We start from the raw sequence: 19,699 nt of genomic DNA, 5'->3' as shown, positions 1-19,699 counted from the left end.
GGCTTGCCCTGCCCTCCTATGGTCGGGCTAAGCTGATCCGCATGAGATTCGTCGTGGGTATCTACCGGTTGCTGATCGCCTTTTTCTGCCTGGGTGGCACCTACGAGGCCTGGCTGCTGGGGATCGGCAACAAGTGGGTCTATTTTACCTTCCAGACCAATATCGCCCTGGGTCTGGTCATGCTCTGGGCCGGGGCGGCCACCCTGCTCAAGGGCATCCAGCCTCCAGCCTGGCTCAAGGGCTGCCTGACGCTTTACATTGTTATTACTGGGCTGGTGGCCATCCTGGTTCTGGGGCTGAACAGCACGGACTACCAGCTGGTCCTGGGCATCAGGACCACATGGATGATTCACGTCATCAGCCCAATCATGGCAACGGTGGATTTCCTCTTGTTCGACCCTCATCGTCGTTTCCACTGGCACAATGTGCTGACCTGGCTGATCTACTTCCCCTTCTATGTAGCCTTTGTGCTGATCAGGGCCGCCATCTGGCCCCATTCGGGACCGGAGGCGGGCGGTAACCCTTATCCCTATGCCTTCTTGGATCTCGGGCACTTGGGATGGGCCCAGTTGACGGTCAACATGGCTGAGTATCTGGTCGTCTTCTTCGCCCTGTCGCTGGTCATCTTCCTGATTGATCGCATCCTGCCGGCCAAGACACCGCTGACTATTGATCGGTAGACGGCTGACGGAATAATAGGGACCAGACCAGGGGAGCCTGGGCGGAACGGGAAAGGATCATCACTGATGGTTGCTATCAAGGACATGCTCCAGGAGGGTGCCGTGCTGCGGCCTGACGGCAGGGCGGCTGATGAGTTGCGGCCGGTCGTCATCACCAGGCATTGGACGGAGGCCCCCGAGGGATCGGTGCTGATCGAGTGCGGCAAGACCCGGGTCATGTGCACGGCCTCCTTCACACCGACGCTGCCCCGTTGGCGCAAGGACTCCGGCCTGGGCTGGGTCACGGCTGAGTACGCCATGCTTCCCAGGGCCACCAGCGACCGGACTGCACGCGAGTCGGTCCGGGGAAAGGTCGGCGGCCGCACCCAGGAGATCAGCCGGCTGATAGGCCGTTGCCTGCGCGGTGTGGTGGATATGAAGGCCTTGGGCGAGAATCAGATCCAGCTTGACTGCGATGTCCTTCAGGCCGATGGCGGCACCCGTACAGCTTCGGTCACCGGTGCCTATGTGGCCATGGTCGACGCCCTCAGATGGGCCCAGGACCACCATCACATCCGCAGTGCCGACAAGGTGACCAAGGATTGCGTCTCGGCCGTCTCGGTGGGCATCATCGATGGCAAGCCCATGCTGGATCTTCCCTATCTGGAGGACAGCAGGGCCATGACCGATATGAACGTGTCGATGACCGGCTCCGGCGACTTCATAGAGGTACAGGGAACAGCGGAGCATCGCCCACTCACCCGTCAGGAGCTCGGCCTCTTGCTGGACCTGGCGACCAAGGGGAACAAGGAGCTGCAGGCTGCTCAGCGCAAGGCTCTGGCATCCGACTGACGTCCGGAACAGGTATTTCAGCGAGGAGGATCGGTATGGGGCAGGCCAGAAAAGTGGTTGTGGCCACGCACAACGAGGGCAAACTCGTTGAGTTTCGTCGCATCCTCGGCGGTTTCCTGGCCGATGAGGGTCAGACGATCGAGCTGGTTTCGGCCGGCCAGTTGGGCCTGCCCGATCCGGTAGAGACGGGCACCACTTTTCAGGAGAACGCCCTTCTCAAGGCTGGGCAGGCCGCTCGGGAGTCAGGCCTGCCCGCGCTGGCGGACGACTCGGGGCTGGTCGTTGATGTGATGGGCGCCGCCCCGGGGATCCTTTCGGCACGGTGGAGCGGCCGCCACGGCGACGACCAGGCCAACTTGGAGCTCTTGCTGAACCAGCTGAACGACATTCCCGACGACCACAGAGGAGGACGGTTTGTCTGTGCTGCCGCCCTGGTCGTTCCGGATGTGCCGGGGTACGCCGTCCGGGGGCATCAGGTGACCAGGATCGGCGAGATGCCCGGAAGCATCATCCGTCAGGCACGAGGGGACAACGGGTTCGGCTATGACCCGATCTTCGTGCCCCGTGATCAGCCTGGGCGCGCCAGCGGCCAGCAGCCGCTGACCTCGGCGGAAATGACCTCGGATGAAAAGAATGCTATTTCGCACAGGGGCAAGGCCCTGGCGGCCATCATGCCGATTCTTGTCAGCTGGGTGCTGGGCGACGGCCATATTAGAGGCTGATAAATCCTTATAGATTCCGTACGGCGAACGGTCGTGAAGCGTCGACAATTATGCTCTGAGCGCCCGGTTATGCTTGATTTATGTAAAGAAAACGCGAAGGTGCGATTTTTTTATCTCTGTGATACAGTCGGCGGTATTGGGGACAACTTAAAAACAGAGCTTATCTGTTCTAGCAGATGATTCCATCGGGATTTGGGGGTTTCGTATTGAAGCGATTGCAAGAACGGAACAATAAGGGATCGCTGCACGTGAACCGTTCGATCATCGCCGTTTTGGTAACCCTTCTGGCGACACTGGCCATGGTCGTTCCGCTTGGGCTGAGTGCTCTGTCGGCCAGTCAGGCCAATGCCGTTGATGGACAGGACGAGACGGCGAGCAGGAAGCCTCTGCTCTATAGAATGATGGCCTTCAACGACAGGATCGATACCTATCAGGATGAGCTGCGCATGGACTTCATCCTGCGCGTGAAACACAACGAGTTCAAGCCGGATTGTATCGACCTTGGTAAGGCAGACACCGGTGGTAAGTCAAATTGCAATTTATCTTTTGTATATCAGTATGTTGGTTCTGATAACCCTGCAGATTATCATCGTGTAAAGTATATAAACACTATAACTCCAGATGATTATCTTGAAAATAACAAAACTGGGTATGCATATGATGGAGCTACAGCGTGGGCTGATAATCATCTGCAGCGCTTTACTGTTCATAAGGTAATCAATTCGGGTTTATACGACTACTTGACTATATCCATCGAAGGCGACATGAACATTGCGGATAAGTCTAAAGATCCCGCAAAGTTCGTGGCTGGTGGTCACCCTGAACCCTTGAATGTCTTTGCTATCGTTGGTGATCAGAATACCATCCTGTCTTGCGGTAGTTCTTCGTGGGCATGGGGTACCGAAACCTGCTCAACTTTCGATCCAGCCTCCATGAGCAACTTGCAGGATAGATATTCAAATATCACCGCGAGTTTATCGAAGGATAAACAGATGAAAGTGTATATGGGTGACTGCTTGGGTAGCGGAGGAGACGACCTGCAATGCAGCGGCCCATATTCCTGGGTTGGGTGGGACAGCAACCCATATCTCTATCGAAACCATCAGGCTAATTGGGGTATGGTGACCGATTATGGTTTTCCGGCTTATAGCGATGGTACGGTTGGAAATATAAATGCCACAGCCCCGGGCACGGCCCCGGCACGGTCTTTCTTCGTGTATTGGATGAACTTGCGTGGTCCAGGCAACAAAACCAATGGCATATGTTCTGAGACCAGTTCCTATTACTATCAGTGGGTGGCTCTTAAGGACAGCCAGTGGGTGCCTGTTAAGGAACTGACTCCTGAGCCGGTCCTGGTGACAGGCCAGCAGCCGAGTCCCAACACTTTGACTACCACCTACGGACTGCAGGGCATGGTCAATACCAATGGCGCTTATAACGTTAATCCGACCGACCCAAAGTATGCGAATACCACCAACGTGCTTTTTGCGACTGATAAGGATGGCAATCCTATGCCTGCTCAGAAGGCTGATGGCGGGATTGATTTCAAGGAGGCCAAGGAGAAGCAGGATCTTGACGGCTATTTCAAGCTGGTGACCTGGCCTGACACCAGGAATTCTGATGCCACGGAATGTACAGCCGTCAGCCCTGAGGTGTACAGCCCCAAGAGCGCTGGTCTTGTGGGGATTGACGATAACATGTCCGCCGCGCAAAAGGATACGAATCTCTCTGCGGGTTGGACGATTGATACTGCTTTTTATAAGTATAATGTGCCGCGTCCTGATGATCCTACGATCACCAAGATCGAAAACGATGCTGATGCCGGCTTGGATGCTTCTGGAAGCGTGTATACGACCAAGCTTGACCCGGTAATCAGCGGTGAGTGCACGCCTTCCAAGGATGACAAGCATCCTAATACGGTTGTCCTGTATGGAGAGGATCCCACCAATCCGATTGCGGATGGTCAGGGCACAAATGGCGATGACCTGGTGAAAAGCTCGGACACGTGGGGGTTCAGGCTGGGGGAAGCTGTTTGCGAGACCGACACTGGCAGCAAGCAGGGAGGGTCCTGGTGGATACAGGACACCAATAAGCAGTATCCGTCGCCGGATCCCGGCAATAAGTACAACACCTACAGGCGCTATCACGCCTGGGTGGTTGAGTCCACGTCAGGGTTCGGCCTGACTTCCTACTTCTCGAATGTTGGCACGGCTTATTTCGTCTCGGGCGAGAACGTGCCGGATGCGGCCAAGTTCTCGGTGGCGGTGCCCCATACGGTCAACGGGAGCCTGCCGGCAGGTTCGGTGGTCACGTTCAAGGGTGAGGTGTCGCCTGTGTATACGGCCTGGTCCTCGGGGAAGCTGGGGATGACTGATTCCAAGATGGCCATTTCCATGAAGCAGAACACTGCCTCGGACTGGACCAGCTTGGTAACTACTCCGGCCAACACTTTCCAGAGGGATGCAGCAGTCGGCACCGCATCTTCCATTTCAGATTCTACGACCGGCCTCACGCTTAGCCTGACCAAGACGGCGGCTTCTACTTGGTCTTGGTTGCTGAACATACCCGCTGACAGGTTCACTGGCTACGATGGCAGCGACGAGACGCAGACCTATACCTTCCAGGTTGAGATGATCAACCCGATGAACCTTCGTTCGGGCCCAGCCTCTGTCGAGCGCAAGGTCGACATGACGCCTACCACGCTGACCTTTGATCGTCATGATGTCTTCCAGGTGGCCGGCAGGGCCTACAAGTATGCGGGCGGTGATACGAAGGTTCCTGAGACCAAGGGGACCATGGTGCATGTGACCTGGCCTGACAATACCGGCACGGATGTGGCTGTGGGGGACCAGGGCATTTGGCAGGCGGTTCCTCCTGAGGGGATGAAGCAGGGGGATGTCGCCGTCCAGGTGCTTTCGGATGATGCCGAGGGCCCTGACGCGCAGGGCAGGTTCCAGGGCGGGAACCAGTCAGCTTCGGTGTCGCAGGAGCTGGAGTTCCGGCCTTCGACATCCTCCCTGCCTCTTACTGGTGGCTGGCCGCTTTCCGTGCTCAGGATCCTGCTGCTGATGGCCCTTGGCCTGGTGGGCTTCGTGGCCTGCCTGAGGAACAAGCAGGAAAACCGCCACTGATCCCGAAAGTATAAGCCAGGGCCCGTTCTCACCCCGAGGAATTAGGAGGTGAGGGCAGGCCCTGTTTTTTTAACTTTCATGGGGGTGCCAATACACTATTCGTGCCTACAGTGTGTCCTGTCGTTGCCAAAGGTGCTTGGTGAAAGAGCTGCTTGACAGCATTACCAATCAGGTGCTCTGTCAATTGAGCCAAAACGGCCCAGCCCTCCAATCCAGACCAGCTGGAATCAAGACCATAGACGGTCGCGAAACGCCGATTATAGAATATTTTATCTGAATCCAAGATAATGCTTCTAATTTCTGTACTCTTAGCTGCGTAGTAAAAAATGAAGCTGCATTTTTGTGCTCTATATACAGTTGGCTTAATTGGGGATAAGTCAAAAGCAAAGTCGATCTGGTCTAGAGCTTGATTTCATTGTGATTTTGGGGGGTATTGTATTGAAGCGTTTGCAGGAACGGGGCACCAAGCGTCCACAACATATGAAACGTCAGATCATCGCCGTTCTGGTAACCCTTCTGGCGACGTTGGCCATAGTGATTCCGCTTGGGCTGAGCGCTCTGTCAGCCAGTCAGGCCAATGCCGTCAACGGACAGGATGAAACAGCCAGCAGGAAACCCCTGCTCTATCGGATGTTGGCCTACAACGACAAGATCGATTCCTATCAGGACGAGCTGCGCATGGACTTCATCCTGCGTGTGAAACATAACGATTTCGACCCTTCTTGCGCCAATGCCTCCGGTGGTGTCGATACCAGGGGTGCTTGTAATTTGTCCTTTGTTTATCCGTATCTTGGTTCGACAAATCAGTCATACTATCGCAGGGTTAAGTATCTGAACACTATAGCTTCAGCATCATCCTCGGGTCAGCCCTGGTCCGGAGCCTACAAGTGGGCACAAAATCAAGATGAGTACTTCACCGTACACACGATAATCAACTCTGGTTTATACGACTATTTGACCATTTCCATCGAGGGCGATTTGAATCTCAGGGATACTTCCAGCAATGTGTCAGATTATAAAGCTGGTGGTACTGATGAGCCCTTGAACGTCTTTGCGGTCGTTGGCCAACAGCAGGGGGCACTGTCTTGTGGCGGTATTTCCTGGGGCTGGGGTATTGCCGATTGTGGCACTTTTAAGCCTGACACGATGATCAACGCGCCGGATAGGACATCGAATATTACTTCATCCTTAACGGCGAGCGGCAAGAACTTCAAGCTATATATGGGCGACTGCATGGGCAAGGGCGCTGATCTTCAGTGCAGCGGACCGTACTCTTGGATTGGGTGGAATGACCAGCCAGATCTCTATGGCGGGAATCAGGCTAATTGGGGCATGGTGACCGATTATGGTTTTCCTGCCTATTCTGACACCAGTGTTGGAAGTATCAATGGCACCAATCCGGGCACAGCCCCATCGCGGTCTTTCTTCACGTACTGGCTGAATCCGCGTGGCAGTACCATCTATAACCCTGATGGAATATGTTCCGAGACCAATTCCTATTATTACCAGTGGGTTGCTTTGAAGGATAGCGAGTGGGTGCCTGTTGATGAGTTGACACCTGAGCCGGTCCTGGTGACAGGTCAGCAGCCGTCTCCTAATTCGGTCACCACCACGGTAGGTAAGCAATATCAAGTCAGCAGGTATTCGGCTTTCAACGTAAGTCCAAAGGACCCAAGGTATCTCAATAATCCCAATGTGCTTTTTGCGACCGATAAGAACGGCAATCCGATGCCTGCCCAGAATTCGGACGGTTCCATCAATTTCAAAGAGGCCAAGGAGAAGCAAGATCTTGATGGCTACTTCAAATTTGTTACCTGGCCTGTTACCACGAATCGGGATGGCAACACTTGTACGGTCAGTTCTGAAGTGTACAACCCTGATAAAAAGGGTCTCGTCGGTATACGTGACGGCATGAACAGTTCGGATATAGACCGAAATCTGTCTGCGGGTTGGACGATTAATACGGCGTTTTACAAGTATGATGTGCCCCGTCCTAACGATCCGACTATCACCAAGATCGAGAATGATGGGGATGCGGGTTTGGATGCTTCGGGGAGCGTGTATACGACCAAGCTTGATCCGGTGGTCAGTGGTGAGTGCATGCCTTCCAAGGATGCTGCGCGTCCCAACAAGGTTGTTCTCTACGGCGAGGATCCAGCCAATCCGATTGTGGGTGGGCAAGGTTCGAATGGCGGGGACCTGGTGAAAAGTTCGGACACGTGGGGGTTCAGACTTGGTGAGGCTGCGTGCGAGGTCGATCCCAAAAGCAAGCAGGGAGGGTCCTGGCAGATACAGGACACGAACAAGCAATACCAGTCTCCGGACCCGGGTAACAGGTACAGCGGGTATAGGCGGTACCATGCCTGGGTGGTCGAGTCTATCTCCGGGTTCGGTTTGACCTCCTTCTTCTCGAATATCGGGACGGCGTATTTCGTCTCGGGCGAGAACGTTCCGGATGCGAGCAAGTTCTCGGTCAGCGTGCCTCATACGGTAAACGGGAGCCTGCCCGCAGGTTCAGCAGTCACATTCAAGGGTGAAGTATCACCTACTTATCTCGCCTGGTCCTCGGGGGGTCTGGGGATGACGGATTCCAGGATGGCTGTTTCGATGAAGCAGAAGACTGCCTCAGACTGGACGCCCTTGGTGACCACTCCGGCCAACACTTTCCAGAGGGGTGCGGCGGTCAACACCGCGTCTTCTGTCACGGATCCCACGACGGGCCTCACGCTTAGCCTGTCCAAGACGGCGGCGTCCACATGGTCCTGGACGCTGAACATACCCGCCGGCAGATTCACCGGCTATAACGGGGGCGACGACACGCAGACGTATGATTTCCGCGTTGAAATGGTTAATCCGATGAACATCCGATCGGGTCCGGCCTCTGTCGAGCGGAAGGTCGACATGACGCCCACCACGTTGGCCCTGGAGCGGTATGACGTCTTCCAGGTGGCGGGCAGGGCCTACAAGTATGTGAACGGGGATGCGAAGGTTCCCGAGACCAAGGGGACCGTGGTGCATGTGACCTGGCCTGGCGGTGGCGGCACGGATGCTACTGTGGGGGACCAAGGCCTATGGCAGGCGGTTCCTCCTGAAGGGATCAACCAGGGTGAGTTCACTGCCCAGGTGCTTTCCGATGATGCTGAGGGTGCTGACGCCCAGGGCAGGTTCCAGGGAGGGAACCAGTCGGCTGCGGTGTCTCACGAGCTGGAGTTCCGGCCTTCCAACTCGGCTTTGCCTTTGACCGGCGGATGGCCGCTTTCGGTGCTCAGGATCCTACTGCTGATGTCATTGGGGCTGGTCGGCTTCGTGGCATGTCTGAGGAACAGGCAGGAAAGCGGGCACTGACCTCGGAAGCATAAGCCGGGGCCCGTTCTCATCCTTCCAATTCCATGGAGATGAGCGCGGGCCCTGTTTTTTAATCCCCCTGCCGCTGCCGTTGTCAAAGCAACATTTGCTCCTAATCCAGACCGGTCGGAAGAAGACAATATTTACTTCTTGTCAGTCGGGTGCCGGGCCTACCAGGGGCAAGACTTGAACAGCCGCGAAACACCCTACCTGAATCCCGGATCACGCTTTCTATCTCAGTACGCTTTGAAGTCGTAATGAAAATGAAGATGCATTGTTGTGCTCCACATTCAATTGGCTTAATTGGGGATGAGTCAAAAGCAGAGTCGATCTGCGCTGGAGCATGATTTCATTGTGGTTTGGGGGGTATTGTATTGAAGCGTTTGCAGGAACGGGACGCTGAGGGATCACTGCACGTGCGCCGTTCGATCATCGTCGTTCTGGTAACCCTGCTGGCGGCGCTGGCCATGGTTGTTCCTCTGGGGCTGAGTGCGCTTTCGGCCAGTCAGGCCAGTGCCGTTGATGGACAGGATGAGACGGCCAGCAGGAAGCCTCTGCTTTATCGGATGTTGGGCTACAACAATAAGATTGATGCCTATCAGGATGAGCTGCGCATGGACTTCATTCTGCGCGTGAAACACAACGAGTTCGACCCCTCTTGCGCCAATGGTACCCGTGGCGCCGACACCACGGGCAGTTGTAATCTGGCTTTCGTCTATCAGTACAGGGGTTCAGAAACCCCAGCATATTATCGCAGAATAAAGTATCTGAACACCATAGCTTCAGCGTCATCCTCGGATCAGCCCTGGTCCGGAGCCTACAAGTGGGCGCAGAACAGGGATGAGTACTTCACCGTGCACACCATAATAAACTCAGGTTTATATGACTATTTGACCATTTCCATCGAGGGTGATTTGGCGCTTAAGAATTCTGCTGATGCGTCATATTATCAGCCTGGTGGGGCCAACGAGCCGGTGAATATCTACGCAGTTGTTGGACAGCAGAAAGGGGCACTATCCTGCCTTGCTCCTGGTACTCCATGGAATTGGGTCGCCGGAATCGATGACTGTGGCATTTTTAACCCTGACACCATGATTAATGCGCCGGACAGGGTATCCAACATTACTTCAGCCTTAACGGCAAATGGCAAGAACTTCACCCTGTATATGCAGACATGCCAAGGCAAAGGCGCTGATCTTCAGTGCAGCGGCCCGTATTCTTGGGTAGGCTGGGATGGCAATCCTTTACTCTATGGAGGCAGTCAGTCCAACTGGGGCATGGTAACCGACTATGGTTTTCCTGATTACAATAGCCTTACTCTTGGGAAAATGCCGGGCTCTGATGCTGGCGTAGCTCCGCCCCGCTCTTTCTTTGCGTACTGGCTGAATGTGCGTGGCAGCACTATCTATAACCCTGATGGCATATGTTCTGAGACCAATTCGTACTATTATCAGTGGGTGGCTCTGAAGGATGGCCAGTGGGTGCCTGTTGATGAGCTGACCCCTGAGCCGGTCCTGGTGACAGGCCAGCAGCCGTCTCCTAATTCGTTGACTACCACGGTAGGCGCGGAAGTCCAAGCTAGTAGGTATTCGGCTTTCAACTTGCCCAAACAACCGACAAATCCCAATGAGATGTTTGCCACTGACAAGAACGGTCAGCCTATGCCTGCCCAGAATTCGGATGGCTCCATCAATTTCAAGGAGGCTAAGGCCAAGCAGGGTCTTGATGGCTATTTCAAGATGGTCACCTGGCCTGTTACGACCAATCGGGACGGCAGCACTTGTACCGTCAGCCCTGAAGTATACAACCCTGATAAGAAGGGTCTCGTCGGGATACACGACGGCATGAACAGCTCGGATGTAGAACGGAATATTTCTGCGGGTTGGACGATCAACAGTGCCTTCTATAAGTATGATGTGCCTCGCCCCAAGGATCCGACGATCACCAACATCCAGAATGATGCAGATGGCAGCTTGGATGCTTCGGGCAGCGTGTATACGTCGAAGCTTGATCCAGTAATCAGTGGTGAGTGCACGCCCTCCAAGGATGCTGCGCATCCAAACAAAGTTGTTCTTTACGGCGAGGATCCCGCCAATCCCATCAGTGACGCGCAGAGCCAGAACGGCGGAGACTTAGTGAAGACCGTAGACACGTGGGGGTTCAGGCTTGGTGAAGTTGAGTGCAAGGTCGATCCCAAGAGCAAACAGGGAGGATCCTGGCAGATACAGGACACCAATAAGCAGTATCCGTCGCCGGATCCAGGCAACAAGTACGACGGGTACCGACGGTATCATGCCTGGGTGATCGAGTCCACATCCGGGTTCGGTCTGACCTCGTTCTTCTCGAATGTCGGGACGGCCTATTTCGTCTCAGGCGAAAACGTCCCGGATGCGAGCAAGTTCTCGGTCACGGTGCCCCATACGGTCAACGGGAGCCTGCCGACGGGTTCGATGGTCACGTTCAAGGGTGTGGCATCTCCTGTGTACACGGCCTGGTCGTCGGGGAAATTGGGGATGACTGATTCGAAGATGGCCATTTCCATGAAGCAGAATGTTGCCTCCGATTGGACCAGCTTGGTAACTACTCCGGCCAATACTTTCCAGAGGGATGCAGCAGCCGGCACCACGTCTTCCGTCGAGGATTCCACGACGGGCCTCACGCTGAATCTTACAAAGGCGGCGGATTCCACCTGGTCCTGGTCGCTGAACATCCCTGCCGGTAAGTTCGCTGGCTACGACGGCAGCGACGAGACGCAGACCTATACTTTCCAAGTTGAGATGATCAACCCGATGAACGTTCGTTCAAGGCCTGCGTCCATCGAGCGGAAGGTCGACATGACACCCACGGCGTTGACCTTGGAGCGGTATGACGTTTTCCAAGTGGCGGGCAAGGCCTACAAGTACGTGGACGGGAATAGGAAGGTTCCTGAGACCAAAGGGACTGTGGTGCATGTGACCTGGCCCGGCGGCAGCGGCACGGATGTCGTTGTGGGGGACCAGGGTTCATGGCAGGCGGTTCCTCCCGAGGGGATCAACCAGGGTAAGTTCTCTGCCCAGGTGCTTTCCGATGATGCTGAGGGTGCTGACGCGCAGGGCAGGTTCCAGGGAGGGAACCAGTCGGCCCCGGTGTCGCATGCGCTGGAGTTCCGGCCTTCGACATCCTCCCTGCCGCTGACCGGCGGCTGGCCGCTGTCCGTGCTCAGGATCCTGCTGCTGATAGCCCTTGGCCTGGTCGGCTTTGTGGCCTGCCTGAGGAACAGGCAGGAGAGCCGCCACTGATCCCGAAAGTATAAGCCAGGACCCGCACTCATCTTTTCATTCCATGAAGGTGAGCACGGGCCCTGTTTTTTAAATTCCTGTACTGCTGCCATTGCCGGAGCAGTATTCGCAACCAATTTGGACCGGACTGAGGGAAGACAGCATATTGCTTCTCGTCGGCTGGTTGCCGGGCCTGTCAGGGTCAAGAACTTGAATGGCTGCAAAACACCCGATTTGAATCCCAGATATTGCCCTTAATTTCTGTAGCCTTGAAAAGGCAAAGAAAAATTTAGATGCATTGTTGTGCTCTATGCGCAGTTGCCTTAATTGGGGGTAAGTCAAAAGCAGAGTTGATCTGTTCTAGAGCATGATTTTATTGTGATTTGGGGGGTATTGTATTGAAGCGTTTGCAAGAACGGGGCGCTAAGGGTTCACAAGGTGTGAGCCGTCCGATAATTGCCGTTCTGGTAACCCTTCTGGCGACCCTGGCCATGGTTGTTCCGCTAGGGCTGAGCGCGCTTTCGGCTGGTCAGGCCAATGCCATCGATGAGCAGGATGAGACGGCCAGCAGGAAGCCTCTGCTCTATAGGATGTTGGGCTACAACAACAAGCTTGATTCCTATCAGGATGAGCTGCGCATGGACTTTATCCTGCGCGTGAAGCACAACGAGTTCGACCCCTCTTGCGCCGATGCTACCAACGGTGCCGACACCAAGGGCAGTTGTAATCTGGCCTTTGTCTATCAGTACAAGGGGTCAGATGACACTTCCTTTTATCGCAGAATAAAGTATCTGAACACCATAGCTTCAGCATCATCCTCGGATCAGCCCTGGTCCGGAGCATATAAGTGGGCACAAAATCAAGATGAGTATTTCACCGTGCACACGATAATCAATTCCGGTCTATATGATTATCTGACCGTTTCCATCGAGGGTGATCTGGCCCTTAAGAATTCTGCTGATGCGTCATACTATCAGCCTGGTGGTGCCAGCGAGCCGGTGAATATATACGCAGTTGTTGGCAAACAGGGCGACGCACTATCTTGTCTTCGTCCAGGTAGTTCATGGAGTTGGAGCTCTGGAATCGATAATTGTCGCAATTTTAACCCTGACACCATGATTAATGCGCCGGACAGGGTATCCAACATTACCTCAGCCTTAACGGCAGATGGCAAGGATTTCACCTTGTATATGCAGACATGCCTGGGCAAGGGCGCTGATCTTCAGTGCAGCGGCCCGTATTCTTGGGTAGGCTGGAACAGCAACCCAAATCTCTATGGTGGCAATCAGGCTAATTGGGGCATGGTAACCGACTATGGTTTTCCTGACTATAAGAGCACTGCTACTGGGGCAATCGCCGGCACTGCTCCAGGAACAGCCCCGGCACGGTCCTTCTTCGTGTATTGGTTGAATGTGCGTGGCAGTACAAGTGATAATCCTGATGGCATATGTTCTGAAACTAATTCCTATTACTATCAATGGGTGGCTTTGAAGGATAGCGAGTGGGTGCCTGTTGATGAGTTGACTCCTGAGCCGGTCCTGGTAACAGGCCAGCAGCCGTCTCCCAATTCGGTCACCACCACGGTTAGCAAGGCAGCCCAAGTCAGTAGGTATTCGGCTTTCAACTTGCCTCAACAAGCGGATAATCCCAATGAGATGTTTGCCACTGACAAGAACGGCAATCCTATGCCTGCCCAGAAAGCTGACGGCGGGATTGATTTCAAGGAGGCCAAGGCCAAGCAGGATCTTGATGGCTATTTCAAGATGGTCACCTGGCCAGTCACCACGAATCGGGACGGCAGCGCTTGTACCGTCAGCCCTGAGGTATACAACCCTGATCAAAAAGGTCTCGTCGGGATACGTGACGGCATGGACAGCTCGGATATAGAACGAAATATTTCTGCGGGCTGGACGATCAATAGTGCCTTCTATCAGTATGATGTGCCTCGTCCTGATGATCCGACGATCACGAAGATTGAGAACGATGCCGACAGTGCTCTCGATTCTTCGGGGAGCGTGTATACGTCGAAGCTTGATCCGGTGGTCAGTGGTGAGTGCACGCCCTCCAAGGATGCTGCGCGTCCCAACAAGGTTGTTCTCTATGGCGAGGATCCTGCCAATCCGATTGCGGGTGGGCAGCGTTCGAATGGCGGGGACCTGGTGAAAGCCGCGGACACGTGGGGGTTCAGGCTGGGCGAGACTGTCTGCAAGGTCGATCCCAAGAGCAAGCAGGGAGGGTCCTGGCAGATACAGGACACCAATAAGCAGTATCCTTCACCGGACCCAGGCAACAAGTACAGCGGCTACAGGCGGTACCATGCCTGGGTGATCGAGTCTATCTCCGGGTTCGGTCTGACCTCCTTCTTCTCGAACGTTGGGACGGCCTATTTCGTCTCCGAGGAGAACACACCGGATGCGAGCAAACTCGCGGTCACTGTGCCTCATACCGTCAACGGGAGCCTGCCGGCGGATTCAGTTGTTGTGTTCAATGGCGAGGCGTCTCCTGTATATACGGCCTGGACCTCAGGAGAGCTGGGGATGACGGATTCCAGTATGGCTGTTTCCATGAAGCAGAAGACCGCCTCGGACTGGACGCCCTTGCTGACCACTCCGGCCAACACCTTCCAAAGGGATGCAGCAGCCGGCACCACGTCTTCCGTGGAAGATTCTGCGACGGGCCTCACGCTGGGCCTGAACAAGACAACGGCATCCACATGGTCCTGGACGCTGAATATACCCGCTGACAGGTTCAGCGGCTACGACGGCAGCGACGAGAAGCAAATGTATGATTTCCGCGTTGAAATGGTTAACCCGACGAGCAGCCGGTCAGAGCCGGCGTCCATTGAGCGGAAGGTCGACATGACGCCGACTACTCTGGTCCTGGAGCGGTATGACGTCTTCCAGGTGGCGGGCAAAGCCTACAAGTACGTGGACGGTGATACAAAGGTTCCCGAGACCAAGGGCACCGTGGTGCATGTGACCTGGCCCGGCGGCAGCGGCACAAATGCGGTTGTGGGGGATCATGGTTCATGGCAGGCGGTTCCTCCCGAGGGGATCAACCAGGGTAAGTTCTCTGCCCAGGTGCATTCCGACGATGCCGAAGGTGCTGACGCCCAGGGCAGGTTCCAGGGCGGAAACCAGTCAGCTTCGGTATCTCACGCGCTGGAGTTCCGGCCTTCCAACTCGGCTTTGCCTTTGACCGGCGGATGGCCGCTTTCGGTGCTCAAGATCATGCTGCTGATAGCCCTTGGCCTGGCCGGCTTCGTGGCCTGCCTGAGAAACAGGCAGGAGAGCCGCCACTGATCCCGAAAGTATAAGCCAGGGCCCGCCCCCACCTCATGAAGTTGAAAGGCTGGGTGGGGAGGGGGTTCTGCCGTTGTTCAACCGACCCCCATCCCACCAATGCAGACTGTGTTTAGTCAAGACTCTGGACGGTCACGAAACACCCTTGTTTGAATCCCAGATCACGCTTTCAGTCTCGGTACTCTTAAAGCATGTAAAAGGGAAAAAGAAGATGTCATAAGTGAAGATGCAGTACTTGTGCTCTAGGGTTTCGTGGTCTGCACTGGCGACAAATCTAGCGTGCAGTCCATCTGACCCTGAAGATGGTCGCATAGTGGTGTGGGGGGTAGCGTGTTGAACCGATTGCATGAAAGGGGCAATAAGGGTCCACGGCATGTGGATCGCCCTATAGTCGCTGTTTTGATTACTCTTCTGGCGACCCTGGCCATGGTTGTTCCGCTAGGGCTGAGCGCTTTGTCGGCCAGTCAGGCCAATGCCATTAATGGGCAAGATGAGACGGCAAGCCGGAAGCCGCTACTCTATAAGATGTTGGCCTACAACGACAAGATTGATTCCTACCAGGATGAGCTGCGTATGGACTTCATTCTGCGCGTGAGACACAACGATTTCGATCCGCAATGCGTGCCGATGCGTGATACTTCTCCTTATGATTCAGTAAACTGCAATTTGTCTTTCGCATATCAGTTTGAAGGAGCACAAAATCCGTCCCACTATCGCAGGATACGGTATCTGAATACTATTTCGACAAACCCTAACGACCCTACTGGCGGTGCTCAGCAATGGGCGGAAAACGAGGACGAGTTCTTTACGGTTCATAAAGTAATCAACTCTGGTTTATATGATTTTCTTGCTGTATCCATAGAAGGTGATTTGTCCTATATGGATACCTCCAATGATCCGAAATATTACGTCACTGGCGGTTATCCGGAACCTTTGAACGTCTACGCAATCGTTGGTCAGCAAAACAATACGTTGTTGTGCGGAAGTTCCCCATGGACTTCTCCATGGGACTACACTACGAATGACTGCACCTTCGATCCCAGCACTATCAGTAGTAATGTGCAAGACAGAGTTGCCAATATCACTGCAGACCAGGGTAAGGGCATCAAGTTGTATATGGGCACCTGCCTAGGTGATAGTCCGCATCCGAAGTGCAGCGGGCCTGGTTCCTGGGTTGGCTGGAACAACAATCCCCTTCTCTATGGCGGTCACCAGGCCAATTGGGGCATGGTAACGGATTATGGATTTCCTATAGGAGATAAGCCGGTTCCAGGAGTGGCGCCCCCCAAATCCTTCTTTGTGTATTGGTTCAATTTGCGTGGAAATAACAGCGCAGGTGGAATATGCTCCACGACCAACTCTTATTACTACCAATGGGTAGGACAGAAGGATAGCCAATGGGTTCCTGTCGATGCGTTGACGCCTAAACCGGTGCTAGTAACAGGTCAGAAGCCAGCCGTGAATGGCTTGACCAGTTCCTGGGGTCTTCAATATCAGGTCAATGACAACACTGCGTACAATCTGCCAACAAGTTCGGGCAATTCGAACGAATTGTATGCAACTGATAAGAATGGGAACCCCATGCCCGCCCAGTTGCCTGACGGTTCAATCGACTTCAAGAAAGCTCAAGAGTATCAGCAGCTCGATGGTTATTTCAAATTAGTTACTTGGCCTGTCACTACTAATGACGATGGCACCCAGTGCAAGCCGACGGCAAGCACTCCTGAAGTCACCACTAAGATATATGACCCGCAACAGGATGGTCTTGTTGGGATAACAGACGACATGCCTGCAGCTCAGAAAAACACGAATTTGGACGCGGGATGGGCTATCGATACTGCATTCTATAAGTACGATGTGCCTCGTCCTGATGATCCGACGATCACCAACATCCAGAATGATACTGACGGTTCCTTGAATGCCTCAGGAAGCGTCTATACCGGCAATCTTGATCCTGTGGTCAGCGGTGAGTGCACTCCCTCCAAAGATGACACACATCCCAACACGGTTACCTTGTTCGGGGAGGATCCTGGCAATCCTTTCAAGGAGGGGCAGAGCAAGAGCAGTGACGATCTGGTGAAAAGCTCGGACTCCTGGGGGTTCAAGCTGGGAGAGACCGTATGCAGGGTCGATCCCAAGAGCAAGCAGGGAGGGTCCTGGCAGATACAGGACACCAATAAACAGTACCCGTCGCCGGATCCGGGCAACAAGTACAACGGTTACAGGCGCTATCATGCCTGGGTGACCGAGTCCGCCTCCGGGTTCGGCTTGACCTCCTTCTTCTCTAACATAGGCACAGCCTATTTCGTCTCCAACGAGAATGCTCCGGATGGCAAGCTCTCTGTCACAGTCCCCCATACGAAAAACGGGATTCTACCGGCGAATTCGGTCGTCACCGTCAAGGGGACTGTTTCACCTATATATACAGCCTGGTCCTCGGGAGGGCTGGGGATGACTGATTCCAGGATGGCCGTTTCCATGAAGCAGAACACTGCTTCGGATTGGACGCCCTTGCTGACCACTCCGGCCAACACCTTCCAGCGGGATGCAGCAGCCGGCACCAAGTCTTCCGCCACGAATCCGACATCGGGCTCTGTGCTCAATATTGTCAAGACGACGGCTTCCACCTGGTCCTGGACCTTGAACATACCAGCTGACAAGTTCACCGGCTACAACGGTGACGACGAGACAGAGAAGTATACCTTCCAGGTCAAGATGATCAACCCTCTGAATGTCCCTTCGGATCCGGCTTCCATCAACCGGACGGTCGACATGACGCCAACTACTCTGACCTTGCAGCGGTACGACGTCTTCCAAGTGGCGGGCAAGGCCTATAAGTATGTCAACGGCAACACCAGGGTTCCTGAGACCAAAGGCACCATGGTTCATATAACTTGGCCCGGCAATAGCAGCACCGATGTCGCCGTGGGAGACCAAGGTTCATGGCAGGCGACTCCGCCTGAGGGGATAAACCAGGAACGATTCACCGCTCAGGTTGCCTCCGATGATGCTGAAAGCAGTGATCCTCAAAGCGGCAACTTCCAGGGAGGAAACGAGTCGGCTGCGGTGTCGCATGCGCTGGAATTCCGGCCCTCCACCTCATCCCTGCCCTTCGCCGGAGGATGGCCGCTTTCCGTGCTCAAAATCCTGTTGATGTTGATATTGGGTCTGGCTGGCTTTGTGGCCTGCCTGAGGAACAGGCAGGAAAGCCGATACTGATTTCGGTGGCATAAGGTAGGGCCTGCGCTCACCTCTATGGAATGAGGAGGATGGGGGCAGGCCTTGCTGGCATTTTCTGTGCGCGAGATGGGGCTCGAACCCGCACGTCTGAAGGCAGCTGGAGTAAGAGTCGCTTGACGGCATCGAACTGTCGATCTTGCCATGCCAAAGTGGCCTCCACTCCGACCCAGACCAGTCAGATGAAGATTGTAAACGGACCGTAAACGGTCGCCGCAATACCGGTTGCGAAACGCCCTATATGTATCCCAGATCGTGCTTGCAATTTCAGTGTTCGTAAAGCGTGTAAAGAAAAAGCGATGATGCTATTTTATTATCTCTATGATATGGTCGAAACCATTGGGGACAATTTAAAAGCAAAGTAGAGCCGCTCTAAGGGATAATTATATCTTGGTTTGGGGGTATGGTATTGAAGCGATTACAAGAACGGAGCGCCGAGGGTCCGCAGCATGTCAGCCGTCAGATCATCGCCGTTCTGGTAACCCTTCTGGCGACGCTGGCCATGGTTGTTCCGCTGGGGCTGAGCGCCCTTTCGGCCAATCGGGCCAATGCCGTTGATGGACAGGACGAAACGGCCAGCAGAACACCGAAGCTCTATAGGATGATGGCCTTCAACGACAGGATCGATGCCTACCAGGATGAGCTGCGCATGGACTTCATCCTGCGTGTGAAACACAATGAATTCAAGCCGGATTGTGTCGGTGTTGGTCAAACTGACACCAGTAATCCGTCACAATGCAATCTATCTTTCATATATCAGTTTGTTGGTTCTGACAATCCTAGCTATTACCGACGCGTGCGGTATATGAACACTATTACTCCAGATGATTACGTAGACAGCAACAAAAATGCCAACGCTTATGATGGAGCCTTAGCCTGGGCCCAGAACCACAAAGAGTTCTTCACCGTTCATAAGATAATCAATTCTGGTTTGTACGACTACCTGACCATATCCATCGAGGGCGATATGAACATCGCGGATAAGTCTACAGATCCCGCGAAATTTGCGGTTGGCGGTCACCCCGAACCCTTGAATGTCTTTGCCATCGTTGGTGACCAGAATGACATCCTGTCTTGCGGCACTTCTTCCTGGTCTTGGACTACAAATAACTGCACAAGTTTTGATCCGGCTTCCATGAGTGATTTACAGGCTCAGGATAGATATTCAAATATCACGGCGAGCATGTCCCAGGA

At 54.3% G+C, this 19,699-nt stretch carries 9 protein-coding genes; 8 read left to right on the top strand and 1 reads right to left on the bottom strand.

Translation table 11 applies throughout. The features are described from left to right. Positions 1–41 precede the first annotated feature (41 nt). The 8 genes from LPC22_RS04340 to LPC22_RS04305 all read left to right on the top strand — a co-directional run bounded on the left by LPC22_RS04340 (position 42) and on the right by LPC22_RS04305 (position 18,487). Complete coding sequence (locus tag LPC22_RS04340) at positions 42–680, top strand: Pr6Pr family membrane protein (RefSeq protein ID WP_229132611.1); 639 nt, start codon at positions 42–44, stop codon at positions 678–680. 66 nt (positions 681–746) lie between these two features. Next, positions 747–1,511 carry a ribonuclease PH gene (rph, locus tag LPC22_RS04335; protein ID WP_198176833.1) on the top strand — a complete coding sequence of 255 codons (765 nt, stop codon included), beginning with the start codon at positions 747–749 and terminating at the stop codon, positions 1,509–1,511. A gap of 35 nt (positions 1,512–1,546) precedes the next feature. Next, positions 1,547–2,233 carry an RdgB/HAM1 family non-canonical purine NTP pyrophosphatase gene (gene rdgB / locus LPC22_RS04330; RefSeq protein WP_229132609.1) on the top strand — a complete coding sequence of 229 codons (687 nt, stop codon included), beginning with the start codon at positions 1,547–1,549 and terminating at the stop codon, positions 2,231–2,233. A 176-nt stretch (positions 2,234–2,409) separates the two neighbouring features. Further along, positions 2,410–5,364 (top strand): hypothetical protein, encoded by a 2,955-nt coding sequence (locus tag LPC22_RS08480; RefSeq protein WP_373312892.1) that lies wholly within the window; start codon positions 2,410–2,412, stop codon positions 5,362–5,364. A 480-nt stretch (positions 5,365–5,844) separates the two neighbouring features. Continuing rightward, positions 5,845–8,709 (top strand): hypothetical protein, encoded by a 2,865-nt coding sequence (locus tag LPC22_RS04320; RefSeq protein WP_229132606.1) that lies wholly within the window; start codon positions 5,845–5,847, stop codon positions 8,707–8,709. 416 nt (positions 8,710–9,125) lie between these two features. Further along, complete coding sequence (locus LPC22_RS04315; RefSeq protein ID WP_229132604.1) at positions 9,126–11,987, top strand: hypothetical protein; 2,862 nt, start codon at positions 9,126–9,128, stop codon at positions 11,985–11,987. Positions 11,988–12,406: 419 nt separating this feature from the next. Beyond that, positions 12,407–15,268 carry a hypothetical protein gene (locus tag LPC22_RS04310; protein ID WP_229132602.1) on the top strand — a complete coding sequence of 954 codons (2,862 nt, stop codon included), beginning with the start codon at positions 12,407–12,409 and terminating at the stop codon, positions 15,266–15,268. Positions 15,269–15,667: 399 nt separating this feature from the next. Beyond that, entirely contained in the window at positions 15,668–18,487 is a 2,820-nt protein-coding gene (locus LPC22_RS04305) for a hypothetical protein (protein ID WP_229132600.1), read from the top strand. Positions 18,488–18,923: 436 nt separating this feature from the next. Here the strand turns inward: LPC22_RS04305 and LPC22_RS04300 are convergent, their stop codons facing one another. Beyond that, the gene (locus tag LPC22_RS04300) at positions 18,924–19,217 is read right to left on the bottom strand and encodes a hypothetical protein (protein WP_229132598.1); all 294 of its coding nucleotides are present in this window, start codon (positions 19,215–19,217) and stop codon (positions 18,924–18,926) included. Between the last annotated feature and the right edge of the window lie 482 nt (positions 19,218–19,699).

It is taken from the genome of Bifidobacterium mizhiense (assembly GCF_020884755.1).
Lineage (GTDB): Bacteria > Actinomycetota > Actinomycetes > Actinomycetales > Bifidobacteriaceae > Bombiscardovia > Bombiscardovia mizhiensis.
The sequence above is the reverse complement of the archived record's forward strand: the minus strand, read 5'-3'. Positions and strand labels throughout refer to the sequence as shown.

Coding starts and splice junctions, on each gene's coding strand:
- LPC22_RS04320 (WP_229132606.1), top strand. CDS start 5,845: ATGAAACGTCAGATCATCGCCGTTCTGGTAACCCTTCTGGCGACGTTG.
- rph (WP_198176833.1), top strand. CDS start 747: ATGGTTGCTATCAAGGACATGCTCCAGGAGGGTGCCGTGCTGCGGCCT.
- rdgB (WP_229132609.1), top strand. CDS start 1,547: ATGGGGCAGGCCAGAAAAGTGGTTGTGGCCACGCACAACGAGGGCAAA.
- LPC22_RS04340 (WP_229132611.1), top strand. CDS start 42: ATGAGATTCGTCGTGGGTATCTACCGGTTGCTGATCGCCTTTTTCTGC.
- LPC22_RS08480 (WP_373312892.1), top strand. CDS start 2,410: ATGATTCCATCGGGATTTGGGGGTTTCGTATTGAAGCGATTGCAAGAA.